At 53.6% G+C, this 21,525-nt stretch carries 20 protein-coding genes; 5 read left to right on the top strand and 15 right to left on the bottom strand.

Translation table 11 applies throughout. The features are described 5' to 3' along the window. Positions 1-57: 57 nt before the first annotated feature. From PHE17_RS05205 to PHE17_RS05135, 15 genes are all read right to left on the bottom strand, one after another. A complete protein-coding gene (locus PHE17_RS05205) occupies positions 58-1,065 on the bottom strand; it encodes an aromatic ring-hydroxylating dioxygenase subunit alpha (protein ID WP_301014757.1) in 1,008 nt (335 codons plus the stop codon). Continuing rightward, complete coding sequence (locus tag PHE17_RS05200) at positions 1,062-2,183, bottom strand: hypothetical protein (RefSeq protein ID WP_301014756.1); 1,122 nt, start codon at positions 2,181-2,183, stop codon at positions 1,062-1,064. The genes PHE17_RS05205 and PHE17_RS05200 overlap by 4 nt, the downstream gene beginning before the upstream one ends. Continuing rightward, positions 2,174-3,328, bottom strand: coding sequence for an ATP-grasp domain-containing protein (locus tag PHE17_RS05195; protein WP_301014755.1), 1,155 nt, complete (start codon positions 3,326-3,328; stop codon positions 2,174-2,176). Before PHE17_RS05195 ends, PHE17_RS05200 begins: the two co-directional genes overlap by 10 nt. Further along, entirely contained in the window at positions 3,316-4,659 is a 1,344-nt protein-coding gene (locus PHE17_RS05190; RefSeq protein WP_301014754.1) for a F390 synthetase-related protein, read from the bottom strand. The genes PHE17_RS05195 and PHE17_RS05190 overlap by 13 nt, the downstream gene beginning before the upstream one ends. After that, positions 4,649-5,500 (bottom strand): MBL fold metallo-hydrolase, encoded by an 852-nt coding sequence (locus tag PHE17_RS05185; RefSeq protein WP_301014753.1) that lies wholly within the window; start codon positions 5,498-5,500, stop codon positions 4,649-4,651. The genes PHE17_RS05190 and PHE17_RS05185 overlap by 11 nt, the downstream gene beginning before the upstream one ends. Next, positions 5,500-6,510: an NAD(P)-dependent oxidoreductase gene (locus tag PHE17_RS05180; protein ID WP_301014752.1), complete on the bottom strand. Its 1,011-nt coding sequence runs from the start codon at positions 6,508-6,510 to the stop codon at positions 5,500-5,502. The genes PHE17_RS05185 and PHE17_RS05180 overlap by 1 nt, the downstream gene beginning before the upstream one ends. After that, a complete protein-coding gene (locus PHE17_RS05175) occupies positions 6,510-7,517 on the bottom strand; it encodes a beta-ketoacyl-ACP synthase 3 (protein ID WP_301014751.1) in 1,008 nt (335 codons plus the stop codon). The genes PHE17_RS05180 and PHE17_RS05175 overlap by 1 nt, the downstream gene beginning before the upstream one ends. Positions 7,518-7,519: 2 nt before the next feature. Continuing rightward, positions 7,520-8,671 (bottom strand): deoxyguanosinetriphosphate triphosphohydrolase, encoded by a 1,152-nt coding sequence (locus tag PHE17_RS05170; RefSeq protein ID WP_301014750.1) that lies wholly within the window; start codon positions 8,669-8,671, stop codon positions 7,520-7,522. A gap of 12 nt (positions 8,672-8,683) precedes the next feature. Further along, a complete protein-coding gene (gene opgC / locus PHE17_RS05165; protein ID WP_301014749.1) occupies positions 8,684-9,925 on the bottom strand; it encodes an OpgC domain-containing protein in 1,242 nt (413 codons plus the stop codon). A 68-nt stretch (positions 9,926-9,993) separates the two neighbouring features. Further along, a complete protein-coding gene (locus PHE17_RS05160; RefSeq protein ID WP_301014748.1) occupies positions 9,994-11,589 on the bottom strand; it encodes a hypothetical protein in 1,596 nt (531 codons plus the stop codon). A 28-nt stretch (positions 11,590-11,617) separates the two neighbouring features. Continuing rightward, positions 11,618-13,063: a DUF3131 domain-containing protein gene (locus PHE17_RS05155; protein ID WP_301014747.1), complete on the bottom strand. Its 1,446-nt coding sequence runs from the start codon at positions 13,061-13,063 to the stop codon at positions 11,618-11,620. Continuing rightward, positions 13,050-13,577, bottom strand: coding sequence for a hypothetical protein (locus tag PHE17_RS05150; RefSeq protein ID WP_301014746.1), 528 nt, complete (start codon positions 13,575-13,577; stop codon positions 13,050-13,052). Before PHE17_RS05150 ends, PHE17_RS05155 begins: the two co-directional genes overlap by 14 nt. A 36-nt stretch (positions 13,578-13,613) precedes the next feature. Beyond that, positions 13,614-14,960, bottom strand: coding sequence for an ATP-binding protein (locus PHE17_RS05145; protein ID WP_301014745.1), 1,347 nt, complete (start codon positions 14,958-14,960; stop codon positions 13,614-13,616). Beyond that, a complete protein-coding gene (locus PHE17_RS05140; protein ID WP_301014744.1) occupies positions 14,960-15,508 on the bottom strand; it encodes a heme NO-binding domain-containing protein in 549 nt (182 codons plus the stop codon). The genes PHE17_RS05145 and PHE17_RS05140 overlap by 1 nt, the downstream gene beginning before the upstream one ends. Positions 15,509-15,559: 51 nt before the next feature. Continuing rightward, positions 15,560-15,916: an Hpt domain-containing protein gene (locus tag PHE17_RS05135; protein WP_301014743.1), complete on the bottom strand. Its 357-nt coding sequence runs from the start codon at positions 15,914-15,916 to the stop codon at positions 15,560-15,562. 160 nt (positions 15,917-16,076) lie between these two features. On the opposite strand from PHE17_RS05135, the gene PHE17_RS05130 reads away from it, so the two are divergent. From PHE17_RS05130 to PHE17_RS05110, 5 genes are all read left to right on the top strand, one after another. Then, complete coding sequence (locus PHE17_RS05130; RefSeq protein ID WP_301014742.1) at positions 16,077-17,279, top strand: SpoIIE family protein phosphatase; 1,203 nt, start codon at positions 16,077-16,079, stop codon at positions 17,277-17,279. Positions 17,280-17,363: 84 nt separating this feature from the next. Beyond that, positions 17,364-17,702 (top strand): STAS domain-containing protein, encoded by a 339-nt coding sequence (locus tag PHE17_RS05125; RefSeq protein WP_301014741.1) that lies wholly within the window; start codon positions 17,364-17,366, stop codon positions 17,700-17,702. A 36-nt stretch (positions 17,703-17,738) separates the two neighbouring features. Next, entirely contained in the window at positions 17,739-18,929 is a 1,191-nt protein-coding gene (locus tag PHE17_RS05120; RefSeq protein WP_301014740.1) for an NDP-sugar synthase, read from the top strand. Beyond that, positions 18,929-19,360 (top strand): ATP-binding protein, encoded by a 432-nt coding sequence (locus PHE17_RS05115; protein WP_301014739.1) that lies wholly within the window; start codon positions 18,929-18,931, stop codon positions 19,358-19,360. The genes PHE17_RS05120 and PHE17_RS05115 overlap by 1 nt, the downstream gene beginning before the upstream one ends. 2 nt (positions 19,361-19,362) lie before the next feature. After that, positions 19,363-21,513, top strand: coding sequence for a glycoside hydrolase family 2 TIM barrel-domain containing protein (locus PHE17_RS05110; RefSeq protein WP_301014738.1), 2,151 nt, complete (start codon positions 19,363-19,365; stop codon positions 21,511-21,513). Positions 21,514-21,525 lie beyond the last annotated feature (12 nt).

Here is a 21,525-nt window from a genome sequence, read left to right as displayed (position 1 = left end):
ACACAACGCTTACCTCGCAGCAGCCTTGCATGATCCGTCATGTGGGGCTGTTTTTTTTTAAAGCCAGCACTCAATTGCCTTACCATCTTCAACCGTGAGCGCTTCACCTGCCAAGAGCTGACGGATTGACGGTGCTAACAAATCCAACCGACTATCCAACATCGATGCTTCCAATCTCACCTCCTGAAAACGCCCGATATTCTCACTGGTTTGTTCCAAAATACGCTTGTCTTGCCGCAAGATAACCCCAAACAACTGACGCAGGAATAACTGCTTCAACCAGCCGGGCAATATGCTGCACCGGGTCGCAACACGGGCATGAATGCGTAAACGCTGGTCACTTTCTGGGGTGAGCCACGCGCTAATCAGCAGGTTCAACCCGCGCCGCCCACGGTATTCGATTTCCGCCATGCCGGGCAGGCGGAAACGCCCCATGCTGGTTTGCCGATCCCCTTCCAACAGGCTGGAAATCAGCCCCGACTGTAAACCTTCATCGCTGTAACGCGCTTCCACCCCACTCGCCAAATGATGCACGCTGGCCCGCACTGACTGGCGTTGGCCGTCGCGCCGAATCCAACCAGCATGGACGAAATGGGTGTGGAAACCATCCAAAAAGTTTTCTGCCGCTTGCTGGAGGGTGCAGTTCACCGTATCGGTCATGAAAAAATAATCAACATTGTCCGTCACAGCAGGCATGACTGGCGGTGGCGTAGCCGCATCCGGCTCAAGGCAACCCCACACCAAACCATGCGCAATCTGGCAGGCAAAAGCGTGAACCAACGGTTTGTTACTCACGGGCAATTCCATCCCCGGCACAGTAGTGCAATGCCCATCTGCCGCGAAACGCCAGCCGTGATAAGGGCATTCCACTTCGCCCTTACGCACCCGCCCACAAGATAATGGCGCGTGACGGTGCGGACAGCGATCCTGCAAAGCTGCTGCTTCCCCAGACGCATCCCGAAACAACACCAACGGCACGCCCAACAAGGTACGCGCCAACGGTTTGCCCCGCGCTAATTCCACCGCTGTCGCCAACGGATGCCAGTAACGCCGTAATTCGATCATAGTTTTAACCGTTGCATCAAAGGGATACCAATACCGTGCAGTAGCTTGCTAAGTAGCCGCCAAATGCGTTGGCGTGCTGGTGGTAAATGCGCGATGTATACCATGCTGTATTCGATTTCCGCTTGCCCACCACGCAAGCGTTTGAAGTGCGCAGCCCCCGAACTGAAGTTGAGCAAGCATTCACGCTCGACCGCCGCTTGCAAACACAGTTGCGTAATCAGCCGATACAAACCCGTTTTCTGCGGCAAGGCGGTGTCGTAACCCACTACGGGCGCGGTCAGAATAGCGCCATTACCAAACCAGCCCAGCACGCCATCAATGCGGCCTTCGGGATTACGCAAGGCAGTCAATTCCAGCCAGCCGTCACGCTGCCCGCAACGTAACCAATCGGCACTGAACTGCGGATTCAACGGGCAATATTTTTCCAGATACAACAGGTTATACAAATGCTGCAAACGGGGGTAATCGGCATTGCTCAAGGCATGACCCGGCACGATTTCATAGTGCGTCTTGCGTAACAGCGTCGCATCAAGGCGGGTATTGTGATGGCGTAAAAATGCGGCTTGTTGCCCCGTGCATCCGTCGAATAAATACACCTGCCGACTCGGTACGGACACATAACCCAGTGCGGACAAGCGTTCCAACAACTGCGGATTACTGAAACGGTTGAGGGAACGGAAGCCGAAAACGTGATCAGGAAAGCGTTCGCGTAGCAATTGCGTCATAGCCGCCAGTTCATCACCCTGCCATTGCGGCGGGTACACATTGGTCGACAGCAACCAGTTGTTAACCTGCACAATGCGGTCAATGCGCTGACGTTCCAAATGCCTGCCCACCCCAGCGACCAACTGTTGCAAAGGCCAAGCCAACCACGGGCGACCCAAATGTGCCAGTTCGTAATCGGCATAACCCGTGAAAGCAGTCAGCGGCGACACCACGTAGCTATTATCCACGCATTCGCCACCGTCATTGATGCTCACCGGAAACTGGTACGCACCGAATTCCAGCAAGGCCATGCGGGTCGTGACATTGTTGATTTTATCCGCCGCGTGACGCACGAACCGCACTGCGAGTGAATCCTGATTTGCATCCAACTGTTCGGGCGTAATCAAGCGCATGATGATTCCTGCATGGGTTGACCATCCCATTCAATATCCGCTGTGGCTGCTGCCAGCAAACCGCGCCGCCGCGTCACCGCCCGCCCCATGATTTCCAGCAATCCGGGTAGCTGTGCCAGCAACGGCTTCCAATCCCCACGACGAATAATCACATCACGCGCCTCTGCAAAATCCTGCCAAAAGGCGCGGCTCAATCCGTGGCGCGGCAAGGCAAATAGCAGCATGGCAAGCGCGACCATACGCGGAGTTGATGTTGGTGTAAGTACGCTATCACCTCCTTCCCCCAACAACACCTTCACCAAGGCTTCCGGCTGATTATCGAACAAATGCACCCCGCTGGTGGCACGCGGATTACATTCCAGCACATAACATTGCCCGTCATCGGTTTCGATGAAATCGAACGCCACCTGCCCGTGATACCCCGTGGCTTGCCCAAACTGTTCTACGAATGCGCGAATCGCGGGTGGATCAGTCGGTTCAAACCAGATGCCTGAACCACGCCCAACCCGATAACGTGGATGGTAACAAGCGTGCGCGGTCAACTTGCCATTCACCAACAGGCTGTAACTGCAATGTTCGCGCCCCGCCACATAACGTTGCGCCACCCACGGTTGTTGCGATGTGGGTTGGATGCGTAGCAGTTGTTCACGCTCAGGACGTATCAAAGTGCGATTGGCAAAGCGCGAATAAGCAGGTTTGAATACCCATTCGTTACTACTTTTCGCAAAGTGGGCGACATCGGTGGCGGATTCCAGCAAGTGCGATTCTGGTGCGGCGACCGCCCAACCTTGCGTCATGCGAGCAAACTGGTACTTGTGGTGCAAAGGTTGCAACGCTGCCAATGGCATAGTCGCCACACGGCACGGAATGCGTTCCAAACCATAGCCCAGATAGAACACTTCCTCGCAGGTCGGCAACAGCAAATCAATGACATGGGTTTGCACTGCCTCGCGTAATGCCGCAATCCAAGCATCGGGGTTCGTGCGCGGTTCTGGCAAACGCAAATAGTGCAGCACCGCACAACTGTAACGCGCAACAGGCCAGCGCAACGAATCGGCGACGGTAACTTGCCAACCACTGGCAGCAAAAATCCGCGCCCATTCCAAACAAGCCGGAGCGCGTGCGCCCAAAATCAGAACGTGCATAAAAAGCCCTCCGGTGCGCTGAGCATTTGTACCCGCCGCCGTTTCGCCCCTAATGGCGGCACTTGCCAATCGGTGAAATGCAGCGTCGGGGCTTGTACACCAAGTTCCTGCCACAAATCCGCCAACCGCGTAGCAACGGCTTGCTGAACTTGGCTGGCATCACCATCCAACGACAAACCGATGTGCAGCGTCATACCACGTTGTTGCACGGCGAATTCGCGTATTTGCTCCCCGACCAACAACATGGCGCGACGAATAAAATCCGGGAAAATCGCCACCGCTATCCCATTATGCGCAGGCAGCCACAACACTTCATCGGCACGCCCTTCAATAGCGGCAATGCTGTGTTCCGCCCGTCCGCAAGGACACGGTTCTGTCCGCACACGCAACACGTCATTGAGGCGATAACGCACGATCAACTGCGTATCGCGGGTGAAATCGGTAATCACGGGCTGAAAACGGGTGCGTTCGGCATCCAGCCATTCCCGTTCCACCTGCACAAAACTCTCATTCAAATGCAACGCACCGTGTTCGCAGGTATAAGCCAGAAAACCTTCGGTTGCTTGATAAATCTGGTGGGGAATCCGCCCAAACGCGCTACGCACGCTGTCCGCATCGCGGCTTTCGAGCACTTCCGCCACCGCAATGATGTGGCTGGGTTGAATGCGCAAACGTCCCACCATTGCTTCCACAGCCAAGGCACGCAACACGGGCGGCGGAGCAACCAATACATCTGGCGGATTGGCATTGAGTTGCGGCACAGCAGCTTCCACCCCGTGTAACAAATCATGAAAAGTGAACTGGATGCGGCGGCTATTCAGCGTCGTGTACAGATTGCTATTCGCCCGCAGGAAAAACGCAATCCGCAACGGCGCGTGCCACGGCGACAGTAAATGCTTCAGCAAATGCGGCGGTAAGGTACGTGCCAGCAAGATGCCCGCCCAGCGCAAACGTTCGGCTTTGCTCACCAGAAACACGCCGCGATTACCGGACGTGCCACTCGACAAACCCACCGTCAAACCATCGTACACCGGACTGAAATCCCGACTGGTTTCGGCTTGCAAGGCAATCGGCAATACCGTTTCCAGCGCAACGCCGCGCGTGTTGTACGCCTGAAAATCTGCCATCAGCGTGGCTTTATCCATGTACGGCAAGTCGTCCAAAGTCGTTGGCTGCAAACCGCGAAAACGGGCGGCGCGGGGCAAAACATGGGTGAAAAACCGCTGTAGCCGTTGCTGTTGCCAGCGTTCCAACGCATCCCGCTGGCGAAAATCAAGCAGCCAACGGGTACGGGCGAAATGCGCCGCCATCAGCAGCGCGTCAGGCATCATGCAAGTATTCCTGCCATGCCACCGTGCAATGTGAAGGCAGCAAAGCCAATGCGGGTTCTTTCACCGCCAACTGCTGCAAGCCCCTGAAAGTTTGCGCGTAACGGCGACGATCCGGCGTAATCATGGCTACCAAACGCGACGGCAAACGCCCTTCGCGCAGAAATGGCAACGACCAAGCCGCATCGCCAATCAGAAACACGGGTCGCCCATCTGCATCCGGCATGAACAAACCCATTTGCCCATGACTGTGACCGGGCAAGGGCACGGCAAGCAAACTGCCATCCCCCAGCAAATCCAAACCGCTGGTAAACGGTTGCAACCACGCGGGCAAATCGACCTGCGCACAATCATCAGCGGCTTGCACACGCGGCAAGAAATCGTCCGGCAACAGCCCCGGCAAATAACCTTGCAACGTTGCCCGCCAGCGTTTGCCCGTCAGTGCCAAAAACTGTTCAGTATCCTTGCGCAAAGCAAAAAACTGTGCCTTTGGAAAATCGCGCAACCCCGCAATGTGATCGCCGTGGTAATGCGAAATAATCACCGTGCCAATATCCGCCGTGGTCAGACCCAATGTCGCCAATTGCGCGGTGAGCAATTCAGCGGGAGGTAAATCGACGGGCAAGAACTGGCGGTATAAACGTTCGGGCAAATGTTCGGTCGCGGTAAAAAAATGTTCCGCATACCCCGTGTCGTAGAGTATCCAACCGCGTGTCGGATGCTGGATCAGTCCACACAGCGCGGGAAAATCCATCATTGCCCAACGCCCACCCCGCGCTGCCATGCATTCCAGATGACGACACGCCCCGACGCGCAATAAATGTAATTTGACCGTGGTTGCCATTAGCGGTTACTCCCCATTTGGTCGCCGCGTAGCCATGCGGCATGACGGCGGATGCCTTCTTCAATGCTCACTGCTGGGCAATAACCCAACTCATTGCGTAGCGCATCAATATTCAAGGTCTGGCTGAATGCCATTACTCCCACGCTGTAACGCGTCAGTAACGGTTCGCGCCCATCCCCCCAGCGTGCGTGCAATTCCAACAAACGCGCCACTTTATCTATCAACCACCATGGTACACGCCGCGTGCGTAATGGCAGACGAAATTCCCGCGCCATGATTGCCAGCACATCCTGCAACTGGCGCGGTTCGCCATTCGTAATATTGTAGGTCGCAAGCGGACGCGGTAACGGGCGGGTCAATGCCAGCCAAATTGCTTCCACCGCATTGTCGATGTAAGTCAAATCCATGCTGATATTGCCGCCACGCATCAAGGGTAACGACCCGCGCTGCATCACCCGCAATAAACGCGGCACGAGTGTTTGATCCCACGCGCCGAACAAGGCTCGCGGACGCACAATCACCGTTTCGGGTAGTGGATTTTGCCGCACCAGCGTTTCGGCAAGCGTTTTGGTGCGCACGTATTCATTGGCTGGCGGCGGTAAAGCGGCATCTTCACGAATATCGAGCCGATCCGCAAAACCGAAATACAAACTAGGCGTGGAAACGTGAATCAAGCGGCGCGTACCCGCAGCGTGCCCCGCATCCAGCACTTCCTGCGTACTGACGACATTGGCACGATGAAACGCTTCCGGCGTACCCCACGGCGCGGATAAGGCTGCACAATGAATAATCGCATCCGTACCCTGTGCGAGTGTGCGCAAACTCGCCGCCGCGTCGGGCGTACCGTGTTCCAACGCTTGCCACGCCACCGGATGCGGTGCAAGGCACATGACTTCTTGCGCAGCAGTCGCATTCCGCCCAGTGAAAACCACTTGCGCACCTTCAGCAGCGGCACGCCACACCAGATGTCGCCCCAAGAAACCCGTGCCGCCGGTAATGAGGATTTTCATCAATACTCCAATACCATACCGCCCAACGACAAACCCGCGCCAGTCCCCAACAGCAACAGTTTTTGCCCACGCTGGATACGCCCGTCACGCACCGCAACATCCAAAGCGGTCGGCAAGGAAGCCGCAATCTGATTCCCATAATTGGCAAAAATATTAATCACTTTTTCCGATGGGAAACCCAAGCGTTTGCTGAGATGGGACAGTGCCAAATGGCTGGCTTGATGCGGCACGACCCAATCAATCTGTTCGCGCGTCACTCCGGCACTGTGCAGCAACCGTTGCAGAAAATCCGGTAAATACTGGGAAGCGAGTTTGAATACCCGTTTGCCATCCATTTGAAACAGCGTGAGGGGGTCAAACGGTTGGTCAATACGACTAGGGTGGAAACGGCTACCACCCGCAGGGATTTGGCAAAGTGCCGCGCCCTCCGAAATCGTCAGCAATTCACTGGCAAGAATGCGTGACTGGCTACCTTCCGGGCTTGCACCCAATACCGCCGCCGCTGCGCCATCACCAAAAATCGCACTGGCTTCCAAGGCTTGCCAATTCAAACCGCAGGAAGCAATGTCAGCCGCCACAATCAGCACGCGCCGATAACGCCCCGCCACCACCAGCCACGACAGCGTATCCAGTGCCGCCAAAAAACCGAGGCAACTCATGTTAATGTCAAACGCGGGAATGGTGGCATTCAAGCCCAGTTCACGGTGAATCAGCGCGGCATTACAGGGCATTCCCTGATCCATCGTGCCACTGGCAGCAATCAGGCAATCCATGTCATTCATAGCGAAATTGGCGACGGACAAAGCACGTTGGCAAGCTTGGGCAGCAAACTGGGCAGCCGTTTCATGCGCTGCGGCGAAATGGCGTTGGCTGACACCACCTGCTTGCTGAATCGTTCCCGGCGGAAACTGCAAACGCTGGTCGAGCGCGGAACTGGTAACAACCTGTGGCGGGACTGCGTGCCCCGTGCCCAGAATGGCGACGTGGCGGATAGCGTTTGTTTGCATAATTACCGTAACCCCGCTAAATCAAATAATTGCCCGTACTCGCGCATTGCGTAACGGTCGGTCATCCCCGCAATAAAATCAGCAATCGCCAGCGCCCTGCCCGTTTCCCCGTGGTCAACTTCGTAGCGTTTAGCGAATACCTGATATTTGGGCGTCAGCAAGCGGGTATCCTGCATGTAGGTTTCAAACAGCGCCCGCACCACCTTCCGCGCCCGCCACGTCATGCGGTAAACTGTGGGGTGGAAATACAGGTTCTCGCGCAGGAATTTCTTCAGCACGTTTTTCTGCGTGCGCATTTCATCACCGTAACGCATCAAGGCCAACGACTGTTTACGCACTTCGTCCAAGGTTTGCACACCAGAAAGCTGTATCGCGGCTTGGCTGCTTTCGATTAAGTCAATCACCATACGCCCGATCATGCGGCGCAAGGTTTCGCGGATCAAACGGCGGCCTGACAAATCCGGGTAAGCGGTGCGTACATGCCCGTATTCGAGCGCAAACACCGGCACTTCCTGCAACTGTTCCAGCGTGATCAGCCCCGAACGCAAACCGTCTTCGATGTCGTGGTTGTTGTAGGCAATCTCATCCGCCAAATTGGTCAGTTGCGCTTCAAGGCTAGGCTGGGTTTTGTTGAGGAAGCGCTCGCCGACATCCCCCAAGGTTGCGGCATGTTTCAGTGCACAATGTTTGAGGATGCCTTCGCGGGTTTCAAAGGTAAGGTTGATACCGGGGAAATCGGCATAACTGTCTTCCAGCACATCCACCACCCGCAGCGATTGCAGGTTATGCTCAAAGCCGCCGTAAGCCTTCATGCATTCGTTGAGTTCATCCTGCCCCGCGTGCCCAAACGGCGTATGCCCCAAGTCGTGGGAAAGCGCAATTGCTTCGGTAAGGTCTTCATTCAGCCCCATGCTGCGGGCGACCGAACGGGCAATTTGCGCCACTTCCAAAGAATGCGTCAGGCGTGTGCGGTACAAATCACCTTCGTGGTTGACGAACACCTGCGTCTTGTATTCCAGCCGCCGGAAGGCTTTAGAATGGATGATGCGGTCGCGGTCACGCTGAAATTCCGTGCGGTATTGCGGCGCAGGTTCGGGATAGTGGCGTCCCCGGCTTTGCGCGGGGATGGCGGCATAACTGGCTATCGTATTCATAATCTCCTGAGTCTAGCGCGGAACCCAGCGGAACAAAAATTCCTTTTTCACCATCACCCATACCAGCGCCAACAGCCCCGCATGAATGCCGGTATTGATCCAGAAATTGTCATACCCCGGCAGTGGTGTATTGGCAATCAATAGCAGTAAGAATACGTGGATGAAAAACACATACAGCGACGCCTGCCCCAGCGGGATCAAGAACCAACCCAACGCCTTATTAAGCGGCTGCCAGCAACGGGTCAGCAGCGCATAAATGCTGATGAACAACACCACCGCATTGAGCAAGCGCCCTACCCCCAACTTGTATTTGGGGAAATACGTACCGTAAAGCTGGTTGAACACATCTGCGGGCACAAAGTGCAACTTCGCCCATTCAGGGAATTGCGGCAGCGGGTGGTTGAATGAAAACACCATGAAACCAATGCTCAATAAGATGGAAACATACAGCACCACCTTGCCCCACTCGGTATTGAAAAAGTCCAGCACCGCTTGTTTGTAATAACCCGCCGCCACCCCATGCACATAAATGAGTTGCCACGCGAGGATCGGGAAAGCGTATTCAAACTGCGCCCCTGTCAAGCGTATCGCCGCCGTGGCAGGTGCGGGTTCCGGCAATCCATAGTTGATCAGGTAGATGACCCAACTTAAGCCCAGCAACAAATTGACACGTCCACGCTGGAGCATAAAAAACGCAAACGGCGTGATCAAGATGAACATAACCACGTACATGCCGATAATCTGGAACTGGTGCGGGCCAATCTGCAACAACAGCGCTTTGCTGATGACCTCAAAAATGCTCGCCCCAAGTCCGGGGTAAAGCTGGTAGACAACACCGGCGTAAGGGTCATGGAAGGTCGTAATAATCGTGCTGTCAATCCACGGAATGTAACGGATCGCTGCCACCAACAGGATCATCAGCACACTGACCCGGTACAAATCCACCGAGCGGCTAACCAGCCCCGGCATGGCAGCCCCCACCCCATCCTTTTTCACTTTTTTGCCATACACCATCCCCACCACAATGCCGGAAAGGATGACGAAAATTTCTGCCGTTGACACCACCCCGATACGTTCCCAGCCGATAAACATCAGCGCGGAAAAATACTCGAAATGGCTGGCAAACAGTAGCGGGATAACGAAGCCACGCATGAAATCTAGCCGTAGGTCACGGGTTGCCCCGGTATCGGCATAAATCCAATGGGTTGGAAGGCTAAAAAACGGGCGGGCGACGGACAGGGTTTCAGTGGTCATGGGGGGCGTCCTGCGATTATATTATTTTATTGCCTTGATTCTATTGACAGTCATCGCAGCAAAGCAAGTTAAAACTGCCAGCCCCGACTAACGGTAACAGCCCCTTTCCCGAAGTTGTCACCGGGTGCTTTATTTGCCCCGTAATTCGAGTATTCAACCCGCCATTTACCCGGATGTGGGTCTGAATAACCAAAGCCGTAACTCCACGTGGACTTGCCCCCTTCCAGTGGCTGGCTAACGGTGGTACGTGCGTACCAGTTGGGTTTGGGGTTCCATTGCAAGCTCGCATTGGCGCTAGGCTTACCCTTGAGCGGGGCATTCAGGCCAACGGCGGCAGCCAGTTTGTGCTTTTTCAGCGCATCCGATTTGAACTTGTAACCAACGCTGGCGTTAGTGTGCTCCAAGTCCAAACCTTTACCGGGGGCAATCGGGCCAGTATTACCGATTTGTGCCGACACCGTGCCCGGTCGCCAGTCGGAATAACCGGCACTCCACGCATAAGCGGGCTTACCGTCTTTTAGCGACAGATTGCCGTTAATAAACCAGTTCTTTTTTGGCGACCAGGTAGCACTGGCAGACAAGCTATTGCCGCCATCTTGGAGGGAAAAGGTATCCGCGATACTGCCTGCCAGCCGCAGCTTTTTAGGCTCGCTGTCGAGAATACCTGTCGTACCATGCGCTTGTGTTACCGGGATTTCCTCCTCGAAAAATACCGGAATATCCCCCGCAGGTGAGGTCATAGCGATGGTTGGCAGGATCACTTGCCCTGCTTCTGGCCTATCCAATGGCTCAGTACGCACCAACGATTTTTGCAATGCTGGTGTTTCTTCCTTATGCGCCACTGGAGGAGCCGCCACCGCAGCAACTTCAGCAACTGCCACCACGGGCGGAAGTGGAACTGGCACATGATGCGGCGCAGCGGCCTGTTTCTTGAGCGACTTACTGGCTGTTTTTACGACTGCCTGTATGGGCGCAGGTTTTGCGGGTAGCACGGATTTCGTAACCTTACACGCAGGATTCCACGTAAACGGATAAGGCACTGCTTGTTGCACACTCAGCGCAGTCGAGGAAAAATCACGCCCCAAAGGCGCTTCACGGTAAGATTCTGCCTCTGTCACCAATAAACCCGTTTCTGGGTGCGGAAAGCAGCGTTGCCGGTAAGCCTTGTGTAAAAACAGGTGGTAAGCACTCGGCGCAAGACGGATTTCATCCAACAGTTTCGGCACAAAACGCCCTGCTGGATCAGGTTCCAGAAACCCCCATTGGCGGAAACCGTCCCACTTCAGCGGCGCATCATCAGCCGCCAGCAACTTTTCTACTTTCTTTTGCCGCAACAGCAAATCGTAGAAATGCTGGTCTTCCAATACGTCGCAGTAATTCCACTGCAAAGCAATGCGCTCAGCCTCTTCGCGCAAGTCAGGGAAACGCTCGGCAGTCGCTTTCAGGGTGTGGAGGGCAATGTCCAATGTTCCGGCATAGAGTGCCGCTGCGTCAGGTTTCTGACCTAACCATTCGTCCGGCCATTCCTGACCGGGAGGGGAAATATTAAATAACTCGCGGAGGGTTTTTTGTGCTGTTTGGGAGTCAACAGCGCATTGCAGCGCCCCCAATTTTTGTAACAACGGCGTCGGTGGGTCAGACGCGCCAGCGGGCGTCATTAGCACGCCCCCTCCCATCAAGAGCAGCAGGGCTTTATTGCGCTGCGCAAACATCACAGGTTCTGGTTTTGCTGGCCTCCAGCTTCAGGCTGCGCTTACACTGCTTGCAGATGTTGTAAAATTCCCCGTATTTTTTATACAGCAGCATACTCATAATGATGCCGTTGGTATTCGCGGTAATCGACTTATTGTAACCACCACCGCTTTCATAAATGCCTGAATACCAGCCGCGTTCAGAGTCATAAGCCGTACCAACCGTATAAGCCAACTGCTTGCTGTAAGGGTCATCCGGGAACAGTAATGCCAAAGCCAATGCAGCTTTGGTAGAAACGGTTTTCAGGTTATCGTAACGCACACCTTTATCCGTAGTGGCGTTCCACGGCAAACCCGCCGTAAAAATGGTGTTGTAAAGGAAGTAAGGTTTCTGGTCGAGATTGTCTTCAGAAACGGCGGTGACAATTCCAGTTTCTTCCCAACGGCGTTTTTGCACTTTGTAGATATTTTCCAGCAAGGGGCGATTTTCATCGTCGATACCATTCTCGACGGCATCCATGACATAGGACTCGGTAACGACGTAGTTATACGCCCCCAAATCACGCGGATCACGGCGGTCATAGGCAATAGGCACGCCGTAAATCTCCGTTTTTTCGCGGAATTCATTGTTATACGTGGCGGAAACGTGTTGGTCGTAACCCAGTTCGCGGAAAATTTTGCCTGCGTATTGCTCGTAACCCAAGCGCCCTTCCTGTGCCAATTGGATTGCCTTAGAAACGGGGTCACGGTAAAGGCCGAACATCTGCCCATCTTTGATCAGGCGTTTCATGTCCCAACGTTCGATGGTCTTTTTCGCAGGGTAGGCGTATTTCGGGTGCATACACCCCAGCGTGTTCAACCACGAAACAATCCGGGCAAGGTCGAGTGCCGACACCCCAATACCCTCTGGCGAAGGGTTATTACGGTAATCGACCATTTCACCCTTACTGGTATTGTAAGCTTTATTCGGCGCTTCCTTGTTGAATAGCTCGATTTTATTCAAGGTCTTAAACATGGCCTGAATATGGTCATCAAAGGTCTTTTCGTCGATGAGACCGAAATCTTTTGCCGCGATGGTGGCTGCTAAGGCCGAACCCGTATCCCACATGGTGGTGGATTTATAGTTATCTGCCGCGTTATACAAACCCGTTTCTGGGTTGTAGTTGTTCTCAAAGTATTTCCACGCAATTTGCGCCATTTCCTTGTCTTTGCTGCACAGGTTGCCAGGTTCGCCAAGGCAGCTATTGTCCGGCCCTGCACTCAGGGCGCAAAAAGTGTCGCTCCGCCCCGGTTCTGTGCCGTGCATCAACCGCTGCAATACGCTGTAGGTTTGGGATGTTGCCGTAGTAACGGGTGGCGTGCTGCGGTTGATAGCGACAATAAGGATGCCCGCCAGCAGCAGACCTGCCAGCCACGCCAGCGCAACCCTGAGATTATTTTTGTTCATTGCCCAGCTCCCCCAGAACAGCTTCTAGCTCTTTGCGGACATCATCCGGTGCGGTATTGGTGTCACCGCCTTTCCATGCGGCTACCAGCTTGTCGATGGCGGGCATCAACCCTTGCAAACGGGCTTTTTGTGCGGCGAATGCCTCACCGGCTTGCCAGATTGCTTTTTTGGTACTGCCTAGTTTTTCCGCTGCCTCTGCACCCTTGCCTGCTGCCCGCAACTGGTTGGCCTGATTGACCGTGCCAAGGGTTTTATAAAGTTCGAGGCGGTTTTGTAGCACAGCGAGCTTCTGGTTGGTCGCTGCATCGGCATCCTTACCCAGCTTGCCCGTCACCGTATTAATGGCATCTATTTTTTCACCCAGCGGGGCAAGCGTTTTTGCCAATACCTCCGCCGAACCTTGTTGTAGGGTGTTGATTGCACCGATGTCGGCACGCAGTTGCTGGTTTTGCACGGCGAGGTAGACCACCAATGCCAGCAGCATACTCAGCAAAACATGTTGGAGACTGTTCATTGGTCATATTACCCCTGTTGTTTTTCTTGTTTTGGGCTAGGCAGGCACGAGACACCACTCCTTGAGTGCCGCAGCCAGCGTGTCAATTTGGATAGGTTTGGTCAGGCAAGCCTTCATACCCGCAGCCAAATATGCCTGTTCGTCACCTTTCATGGCATTGGCGGTCAAGGCGAGAATAGGCAAGTCACGGTGCGGAAATTCTGCACGGATTTTCCGCGTCGTTTCGACCCCACTCATACCGGGCATTTGGATGTCCATCAACACCAGATCGAAATCTTCACGGCGTAATACATCGAGTGCCTGAAAACCGTCTTCTGCTAACGTGACGTGATAGCCTAGCTTTGCCAACATCCCTTGGGCGACCATCTGGTTAATCTTGTGGTCTTCCACCACCAAAATGCGCTGGCCTTCCCCATGGCTGGCGGCGGGCGCTTGCGATACCAAGGTATTATCCACTTGGTTCTCTCCTCTCATCGGACAATCAATTTGTTCTGGGATCACGGGCAATTCCAACCAGAAAGTGCTGCCAACACCCTCAGTACTCTCTACCCCGACAGTTCCACCCATCAAATTAGCCAACTTACGGCTAATGGCAAGCCCCAGCCCCGTGCCACTGTTATTGTGTTGGTCGTAACGGTTAATCTGGCTAAACGCACGGAACAGGCTGGTTACTTTTTCCTGCGAAATGCCAATGCCAGTATCTTGCACCTCAAAACGCAGCACGTTGGCATCATGGCTGGAACGGGATACCCGCACGGTGACTTGCCCGACCGAAGTAAATTTGATGGCGTTACTGACCAAGTTCAGCAATATCTGGCGTAACCGTAACGGATCACCGCGCAAGTTGGTGGGAATACCGTTGTCCACCTTCAACACCAAAGCCAGTTGTTTTTGGCTGGCAATGGTGCGCATGGTGTCGATGATATTGGGCAAGATGTCACAGAGGTAAAAGTCCTCTTCCAACAACTCCAACTTACCTGCTTCCAAACGGGAAATATCGAGGATGTCGTTGATAATGCCCAGCAGGGATTGCGACGATTGCAGGATGGTGTCGAGTTGCTGCACCTGCGCGGTATTCAACAGGGTGTCTTGCAATAAGGTCGCCATGCCGATGATACCATTCATCGGAGTGCGGATTTCGTGGCTCATGGCAGCCAAAAAAGCGCTTTTGGCACGGTTAGCAATCATCGCCTGATCACGCGCCTCCACCAATTCGCGGGTACGTTCAGCGACGGTGTTTTCCAAAGAATCCGCTAGCGCCCGCAGTTCCTGATTAGCCCGATACAACTCTAGGCTTTTGCTTTCCAGCAGTTGCTCGGCCTGTTTGCGGGCGCTGCGTTCACGTTCCAGACGGCGGTGCAGACGTTCGACATCTGCATCCATCAGGCATCCATCCGCGTGATGTGGAATTCAACGTGAGTACCGCGCCCTGCCGAGCAATCGACGACTTCAACCTGTGCCTTAACCTTGAAATAATCCAGACAACCTTCGATCAAGCCTTCCGCCAGTGTTGCAAACGGGTGTTTGGAGCGGTAAACCATCATCAGTTTATGCTCACTCTCGCGGGTGGTCTCAAAGGTAGGGAGTTGCGCATCGGGGTATAATTTCCGCACCTCGATATGGACATAGTTTTCAATGGATTCAAGGAAGCTGAAGGCATTAGTGGCTGTGGTAAAAAACATCGGGTAAAGCGCCACGAAGCGCCCGAACAAATAATACCCGAAATGCTTGATCAGCGCCGGAACCGGCATCCCGCTTTGTTTGGAAAGGCTTTGTACCAACGCCACCATCTCCGCGTGCGGGTAAGTGCCCACCGCCGTGTACGCCCCACCCGATGGCAGGTCAGAAGCTTCGATAATGTCATCAACCATGTCGGCGGAAAACGTGCTTTCCACCATCTCCATGAATTCGGTGAAGACCATGCCTTTCATACTTATCCCCTTGTTTTAATTATTGTTATGAAATATGAAAAATGCTGCGCTCTAGGAGGTCGCTGTTTGTTGGTCTAACCAACACATTACATCTGCGCATTCTTCCCGCAGGCTTTGCCAGTTTTCTTGGGCGCGGGTTTGATCTTGGTCAGTCTTGTATTCTTCCAACAAACGGGCGAATTCAGCCAAACGGAATGCACCAATCAGCTTACTGCTGGATTTCATTTTGTGGCAAATCGAACCGACCTGCTCGCTGTCACCGGCATCAATACAAATTTTGAGCACATCAACGCCTTGCTGGGTGTCTTTGCGGAAAAAATCGACTAATTCACCAAACTCGTCAGCCATGATTTCTTGCAACATGGTGTAGGTTTGGTCGTCTACAGAAGGGCTTGTCATTGTTGTCATGGTATGTAACCCGCTGATTTTTTATTGTCCCGCACCTGATGGAGTACCAGTTGCCGGATTCACGTTAAACGATCACTTATATTTATACATATTACGTTGAGTTGATGGTAGCATAGTTGCATAAGAGTGTTAATAACATCATAAAAACAAGATATGACTCATGAATATTTTAGTCGTTGATGATGCCAGAGATATGCAGTTGATCCTGCGCCGCATCCTGACCCTCATGGGACATCAGGTGATGTTGGCTGACCACGGTCAAGCCGCGTGGGAACTGATCCAGCAAAAACATTTCCATGTTGTGATCAGTGATTGGCTGATGCCAGTGATGGATGGGCCGACCCTGTGCCGTACTATCCGTGCTGCTGACTTGCCGCATTACGTTTACATCATTTTGCTCACCGGCATGTCCGGCAAACAAAACCTGATTCATGGCATGGATGCAGGTGCGGATGATTTCGCCACCAAACCTATCGTGGGCGAAGAACTGGAAGTGCGCCTGCGGGCTGCCCAGCGGGTGCTGGATCTGGAACATACGCTGGAAGAAAAAAACCGGCATTTGGAAAACGTCAACCACTCCCTATCCGCCGCTCAAGCCCTGATTCAAAATGACCTGAAACGTGCTGCCGTCTTACAAACAGGCGTGCTTCCCAGCCAGAAAATCTTTAAGCACTTGTGTGTGGACTGGTTTTTCCAACCCGCCCAGTACATTGGTGGGGATACCTTCAACTATTTTCCGATCAATGATGAATTGCTGTTCTTTTACTCGATAGACGTATCAGGGCATGGCATATCCTCCGCCTTGCTGTCGATGTGCTTGCAAACACTGCTGAGTTCAACGGGTGAGTTGTACTGCGTCGATGAATTGAACCGGAAACAAGCGCCGATGTTCCCCTCCCGACTGGCTGAGCGCTTGAACCATCACTTGAACCACATGCTGGATACGGGCGACCACTATTTGACCCTGATCATGGGCGTGGTCGATACGGTGGACGAATGCTTGTATTTCGTACAAGCCGGACACCCCCAACCGTTCTTGTTTTCACCCGTCACGCGCAAACTGGAACGGCTGCAATGCACAGGCTTCCCCATCGGCCTGTTACCGGATGTGGAATATGAAACCATCAAAGTCCCCTTCCCCCCCGGTAGCCGCTTCATCCTCTACTCGGATGGCTTGTTGGAATTACAGACAGAATCCGGCAAACCCGTGAGCGAAGATGACTTGCAGGAACATTTGCAGGCATTGATGCACTTGCCCGCACGTCAAGTGATGGTGCAGCTAGGCAAGCAGCTTAAATTAGGGAACACGGGTGAAGACAAACCTGACGACATCTCCTTGTTAGCCATTGATTTTTGTGGCTAGCAAAACACTCTAATTATAGATATAGTTAATCTATAGATAATCAAAATAAATTACATAACAACATCAACAAAGAGGACAACAAGAATGCAATTTTCAACCCACACTCAAGGTGAATTCACTGTCGTCGCCATTGGCGAAGCCCGTATGGATGCCTCCGTTGCCCCTGAACTCAAACACAGTATCGCCCAACTGCTTGCCGATGGCGTCACCCGCATCGTCTTAGACCTCAGCCAAGTAACATTCATGGACAGCAGCAGCCTCGGCGCACTGGTCAGCCTGCTGAAAATGGTTGGCAACCGGGGCGACCTGATCGTTGCTGGCGCAAAAGGCATCGTTGCTGACCTGTTCAAACTGACCCGGATGGATCGCGTATTCCGCATGACGGAGAGCGTTGATGCCGCCACCTGCGCAGTAGCTGCCTAAGCGGAGTCCATCACCACCTGAGGAGGGGGGCTTCCTATGAAAGCGATGATTCTGGCGGCAGGCAAGGGGACAAGGGTACGTCCCATTACCAATGAAATGCCAAAACCGATGATCCCAATCCTGCGCAAGCCAGTGATGGAATCTATCGTAGAACTGCTGCGTACCCACGGTGTGCATGAAATCGTGGTCAACACCAGCCACCTTGCACCCGTGATCGAAAACTATTTCCGCGATGGCAACCAGTTGGGTGTGCACATTGCCTATTCCTATGAAGGTTACATGACCGAAGATGGGTTGGAAGGCAAAGCACTTGGCTCGGCGGGCGGCATGAAGCGCATCCAAGAGTTTTCCGGCTTTTTCGATGAAACCTTCATCGTCTTGTGCGGGGATGCATGGATTGACCTCGACATCAGTGCCGCACTGCGCCAACACCGGGAGAAAGGCGGCATTGCCACCATTATCTTGCAGGAAGTCCCACACGAAGAAGTCCACAAATACGGGGTGGTGAAACTGGACGAACACCAGCGCATTGTCCAGTTCCAAGAAAAACCCAAGCGGGAAGAAGCCGTTTCCAACCTGATCAACACTGGCATTTACATTTTCGAGCCAGAAATTTTCGACTACATCCCGGCGGAAACGGAATATGACATTGGCGGGCAATTGTTCCCTGCTTTGGTCGCAGCAGGCGAAGCCTTCTTCGGCATACCGATGGATTTCCAGTGGGTTGATATTGGCTCCGTACCAGACGTATGGGCAGCCACCCGCATGGCCTTACTGGGGCAAATCCACGGTTTCCAGATGCCCGGCAAACAAGTGCAACCGGGTGTATGGACAGGGATCAACGTCAGCATTAACTGGGATCAGGTCAAACTAACCCCTCCTGTTTACATCGGCAGCAGCAGCAAAATTGAGGCGGGTAGCCATATCACTGGCCCGTGCATGATCGGCGCAAACTGTGTGGTCGAATCCGGCGCAGAAATCAGCGAATGTCTTATCAGCGACTACACCCGCATTGGCGGTATGGCAGCGCTGGATAACAAACTGATCTTCGGCGGCGACTGCATTTCCCCGGACGGCAGTACCATGAATGTCAGTGAAACCCAAATCCGCTGGCTGGTGGATGATATGCGCCGCGTGCTCAACCCCAGCGACATTCACGACATGATGCTGTTCAATAACATGCTCAGTTACTATGGGGAACTGGAACATGAAAACGAGGTGGCCTAATGGATACGACGTATAAACACTACGACATCCGCCTTTCCATCGACAGCCGTCTGGAGCAAGTACGTGTCCTCTCCGGTGCGCTGCATGGCATCGGCAAGGAACTGCAACTCTCTGACGACAAGCTGGGGCAACTTGAACTGATGATGGTCGAAGCCGTCAACAATGTCATCGAACACGCCTATGAATTGCAGGCAGGCAATGACGTGCGGGTGCGGGTGGAATACAGCCCGCAAGCGGTACACCTGATCATTTCTGACAGCGGGCATACCATGCCGGATGAATTACATTCCGAAGCCCGCGAGATGCCCAATCCCGAAGACTTGCCGGAAGGAGGCTGGGGCATGGGTTTGATCCATTTACTGGCAGATTCCATCCACTATATCCGTGATGCCAAGGGCAACCACTTGCACGTCAGCAAGCAATTGGATTGAACATGAAACGGTACGTCTGGGCGGGCATTATGTTGTTTCTGCTGCTATTGCAGGGGTGCAGCGTAGTGCCGTCCGGTCAGCCTGTTGCTGTTGCCCATGCTGGATCACTGGCGGGTCGGTGGGAATTCCTGCCTTCCGGTTCGGTGGATATGCCTGCTGCGAACGCGCACTGGCAAACCATCAATGTTCCCGGTAACTGGTATCCACAAGGCTATGACCATCATGGGGTGGCGTGGTATCGGCTAAAATTTATCGCCAATACTTCCCCAGAAACCATTTCTACCCTGCATTTTGGCGGGGTGGATTACTTTGCGGATACCTGGCTAAACGGGCAAAAACTTGGCTCACACGAAGGCTATTTCCAACCATTTTCCTATGATGTAACGCCTTATCTGCAAGCGGGGGGACATACCTTGCTGGTGCGGGTGAATAGCCCGTTAGAAACACCGGAAGACTATTCACTGCACAAGCGCCTAATCAAAGGCATTTTTGCCCACCACGACACACGTCCCGGCGGTGCTTGGTCGGCGCGTGGGCAAGAGCGCAATACGGGGGGTATTTGGGGTGATGTAAGTTTGCACCAAACACAGTCCATTCAGCTTGAGCCGCAAAGTGTGCAAGTGCAGCCTGTGCAGGGGTTAGGGAAATGGCAGGTTAAGGTTGAGTTGGATACCTTGGGGCAATTGCCACTAGGGACGGAATTGCAGTGGCGTATTGGAGAATGGCACGGTGAAAATCCTGTGCGTAACACCCTCTCCATCCCCATCACCAACCCCAAACTCTGGTATCCCAAAGGCTACGGCGAGCAAAACCTTTACCAACTGACCGTCAGCGCCGTAAAAGATGGGCAAGTGCTTGATTCTTTCAGCCGCACTATCGGTTTCCGCAAAATCAGCAAATCGCCGCAGCAAATCTGGCGCATTAACGACCAGCGCATCCTGCTCAAAGGCACGAATTACATCGCTAACCAGTGGCTTAGTGAGATGAGCAGGGCGGATTTTCGCCGTGACATCCAATTGATGCTGGATGCGCATATCAATACCGTGCGTGTCCATGCCCACGTTACTGCGCCCGAATTTTACCGCTTGTGCGATGAAATGGGCTTGATGGTGTGGCAAGATTTTCCGCTGCAATGGGGTTATCAGGATACCCCCGAATTCCACCAGCAAGCGGTATCGCAAGTTGGTGACATGATCCGTCAATTCGGATACCACACTTCCATCATCCAGTGGACGTTACACAACGAACCGCCGTGGGATGCGGATTGGATGAAGTGGAAACACCCAGACTACGACCCGCAGCAGAACAAGGTGCTGGACAACAAGCTATACCGCGCGGCACTTGCCTTGGATACCACCCGCCCCATTGAGGCAATCTCTTCCACCAAGGAACACCCGTGGTTGGGCTGGTATTCCGGTCACTGGCTGGATTACGCCAAACCGACCAAGGCGGCGACTATTGCCGAATTCGGTGCACAAGCCTTGCCGGACAAAGCGACACTGGCGAAAATTCTAGGGCATGAAGCAACCCTGCCGGTCACTGACGCTGACTGGGAAGAATGGGCTTTCCACAATTTCCAGCGCAAAGAAACCTTGGAAATAGCCAAAGTCCCACAAGGTAAAACACTGGATGCTTTCATCAACAATACCCAGCAGTATCAAGCACAACTTAACCAGCTTGCGGCAGAATCTTACCGGCGGCAAGCCTATCGCCCGGTGGGTGCGCTGTTCCAGTTTATGCTGGTGGAAGACTGGCCTTCAATGAACTGGGGCATGGTCGATTTCTGGCGTAAACCCAAACCGGGGTATTACGCCTTACAACGCGCTTACCAACCCATCTTACCGAGCTTGGCATGGGACAAAGTGCAATACGCCACGGATGAGCCAGTCAAGATTGGCTTATGGGCATTGAACGACAGTTTCGCCAGCTACCCGAATGCGCAATATCAGGTCAGCCTGTTCCGGGGACAGCAAAAACTGGATACGCAAACGTGGGCTATCAACCTGACAGCGGATATGCACCAGCACTTGCGGGATTACACCGCAGCTACCGACAAGCCGGGGCATTATCGCCTCGAAGCAGGCATCCGTGATGCACAAGGCAAGCTGTTAAGTTCCAACGAATACCGTTTTACCGTCCAATTACCACAATAAGAATGCACTGCC

It is taken from the genome of Thiothrix sp. (assembly GCF_028714775.1).
Classification (GTDB): domain Bacteria; phylum Pseudomonadota; class Gammaproteobacteria; order Thiotrichales; family Thiotrichaceae; genus Thiothrix.
This window is presented reverse-complemented; position numbering and strand designations above follow the sequence as displayed.

Bases quoted from the DNA above. Each gene is read 5' to 3' on its own strand.
- PHE17_RS05205 (WP_301014757.1), bottom strand. From the start codon at position 1,065: ATGATCGAATTACGGCGTTACTGGCATCCGTTGGCGACAGCGGTGGAA.
- PHE17_RS05200 (WP_301014756.1), bottom strand. From the start codon at position 2,183: ATGCGCTTGATTACGCCCGAACAGTTGGATGCAAATCAGGATTCACTC.
- PHE17_RS05195 (WP_301014755.1), bottom strand. From the start codon at position 3,328: ATGCACGTTCTGATTTTGGGCGCACGCGCTCCGGCTTGTTTGGAATGG.
- PHE17_RS05190 (WP_301014754.1), bottom strand. From the start codon at position 4,659: ATGATGCCTGACGCGCTGCTGATGGCGGCGCATTTCGCCCGTACCCGT.
- PHE17_RS05185 (WP_301014753.1), bottom strand. From the start codon at position 5,500: ATGGCAACCACGGTCAAATTACATTTATTGCGCGTCGGGGCGTGTCGT.
- PHE17_RS05180 (WP_301014752.1), bottom strand. From the start codon at position 6,510: ATGAAAATCCTCATTACCGGCGGCACGGGTTTCTTGGGGCGACATCTG.
- PHE17_RS05175 (WP_301014751.1), bottom strand. From the start codon at position 7,517: ATGCAAACAAACGCTATCCGCCACGTCGCCATTCTGGGCACGGGGCAC.
- PHE17_RS05170 (WP_301014750.1), bottom strand. From the start codon at position 8,671: ATGAATACGATAGCCAGTTATGCCGCCATCCCCGCGCAAAGCCGGGGA.
- opgC (WP_301014749.1), bottom strand. From the start codon at position 9,925: ATGACCACTGAAACCCTGTCCGTCGCCCGCCCGTTTTTTAGCCTTCCA.
- PHE17_RS05155 (WP_301014747.1), bottom strand. From the start codon at position 13,063: ATGAACAAAAATAATCTCAGGGTTGCGCTGGCGTGGCTGGCAGGTCTG.
- PHE17_RS05150 (WP_301014746.1), bottom strand. From the start codon at position 13,577: ATGAACAGTCTCCAACATGTTTTGCTGAGTATGCTGCTGGCATTGGTG.
- PHE17_RS05145 (WP_301014745.1), bottom strand. From the start codon at position 14,960: ATGGATGCAGATGTCGAACGTCTGCACCGCCGTCTGGAACGTGAACGC.
- PHE17_RS05140 (WP_301014744.1), bottom strand. From the start codon at position 15,508: ATGAAAGGCATGGTCTTCACCGAATTCATGGAGATGGTGGAAAGCACG.
- PHE17_RS05135 (WP_301014743.1), bottom strand. From the start codon at position 15,916: ATGACAACAATGACAAGCCCTTCTGTAGACGACCAAACCTACACCATG.
- PHE17_RS05130 (WP_301014742.1), top strand. From the start codon at position 16,077: ATGAATATTTTAGTCGTTGATGATGCCAGAGATATGCAGTTGATCCTG.
- PHE17_RS05125 (WP_301014741.1), top strand. From the start codon at position 17,364: ATGCAATTTTCAACCCACACTCAAGGTGAATTCACTGTCGTCGCCATT.
- PHE17_RS05120 (WP_301014740.1), top strand. From the start codon at position 17,739: ATGAAAGCGATGATTCTGGCGGCAGGCAAGGGGACAAGGGTACGTCCC.
- PHE17_RS05115 (WP_301014739.1), top strand. From the start codon at position 18,929: ATGGATACGACGTATAAACACTACGACATCCGCCTTTCCATCGACAGC.
- PHE17_RS05110 (WP_301014738.1), top strand. From the start codon at position 19,363: ATGAAACGGTACGTCTGGGCGGGCATTATGTTGTTTCTGCTGCTATTG.